The sequence below is a fragment of the Parafrankia sp. FMc2 genome, from assembly GCF_041008525.1.
GTDB lineage: Bacteria > Actinomycetota > Actinomycetes > Frankiales > Frankiaceae > Parafrankia.
Map to the genome: position 1 here is coordinate 1 of NZ_JBFLUG010000366.1, position 1735 is coordinate 1735.

The window sequence follows — 1735 nt, forward strand, 5'->3', positions numbered from 1 at the left end:
ACGCAGGAAACCGTGGACGGCATGTCCCAGGAGAGGATCGGACGCATCATCGATGCGATGCGCCACGAACGCTACCGATTCCACCCCGTCCGGCGAGTCCACATCCCGAAAAAGGATGGGAAGACCCGCCCTTTGGGGCTACCGACCTGGTCGGACAAGCTCGTCGGGGAAGTTGTACGCCTGCTCCTGGAGGCCTACTATGAACCGACGTTCTCCGACTGGTCCCACGGGTTCCGGCCACGGCGAGGCTGCCACACCGCCCTGCGGGAGATAGCCAACACCTGGACCGGAACAGCCTGGTTCATCGAAGGAGACATCACCGACTGTTTCGGGTCTCTCGATCACGACCTGATGATCGGAATCCTGTCGGAGAGGATCCGCGATAACCGGTTCCTGCGGCTGGTGCGTAACATGCTACGAGCCGGATACCTGGAGGACTGGACATGGGGCGCCACCTTGTCGGGAGCTCCCCAGGGCGGAGTTGCCTCGCCGATCCTGTCCTCGATCTACCTGCACAAGCTGGACGAGTTCGTCGAGAAGATTCTGATCCCGGAGTACACCCGAGGGGGACGCAGGGCGCGTAACCCTGCTTACCTCGTCCTGCAGAACGAGCTGGCCAAGGCACGCCGACGCGGTGACCGGGCACAGGCCCGGATATTACGACGGCAAATGGTCAGCCTACCCAGCTCCGATCCCGATGATCCGGGATATCGGCGGCTGCGTTACTGCAGATATGCGGATGACCATCTGCTCGGGTTCACCGGACCGAAGGCCGAAGCTGAGGAAATCAGACAGCGGCTGGCGGAGTTCCTGCGTGACGACCTCAAGCTGGAACTGTCCACCGATAAGACGCTGATAACCCACGCCCGTACCGGCGCGGCCCGCTTCCTCGGCTACGAGATCACTGTCCAGCACAACAGCAGCAAGACCACCCGGCGCCGTCGATCGGTCAACGGGCAGGTCGCACTGCGGGTGCCACGCGATGTGATCAAAGCCAAAAGTGTCCCCTACCTGCACCGCGGAAAACCCGCCAAGCAGAAGGCCCTGACCAACGGCGACGACTACACCATCGTCGCCACCTACGGGGCCATCTACCGGGGCATCGCCCAGTACTACCTGCTGGCCGGAGACGTCTACCGACTTCACCGGCTGCGCTGGGTCATGGAAACGTCCATGCTCAAGACCCTGGCAGGTAAGCACCGCTCGTCGGTGTCGAAGATGGCCGCCAAACACAAGGCCAAAATCCAGACACCGAACGGGCCGCGCACCTGCTTCGAGGCACGCATCGAACGCAGCAGCAGAAAACCACTGGTCGCACGGTTCGGTGACATCACACTCCACCGGCAGAAAACAGCGACAGTCTTTGACCGTCAGCCGACCCGGGTGGACTATCCGCACAAGGAACTCCTTACCAGGCTCCTCGCGGATATCTGCGAAGTCTGCCAGCGCACGGGCAACGTCGAAGTTCACCACGTCCGCGCACTCAAAGACCTCGCGGCACCCGGCCCTCTGCCGCCCCCGTGGGCCACAGCCATGGCAAACCGCAGACGTAAGACACTCGTGGTCTGCGCTACCTGCCACGGCCAGATTCACAAGGGGCGGCCCGCCACACCGCTCACGCAGTAGTCACCGGAGAGCCGGATGATCGGGAAACCATCACGTCCGGTTCGGCGGGAGGCCGCGCGGAAAAGGACCAGCCCTCGGGCTGACACCTCGCTGCGCGGCCGACCCATCC

1 protein-coding gene is annotated in these 1735 nt (G+C 63.2%); it reads left to right on the top strand.

What is annotated here, in order from left to right; all coding sequences use genetic code 11:
- Positions 1-1626 (top strand): reverse transcriptase/maturase family protein (locus AB1460_RS37300; protein ID WP_368967255.1); only part of this gene is annotated, 1626 nt, incomplete at its 5' end.
- Positions 1627-1735 lie beyond the last annotated feature (109 nt).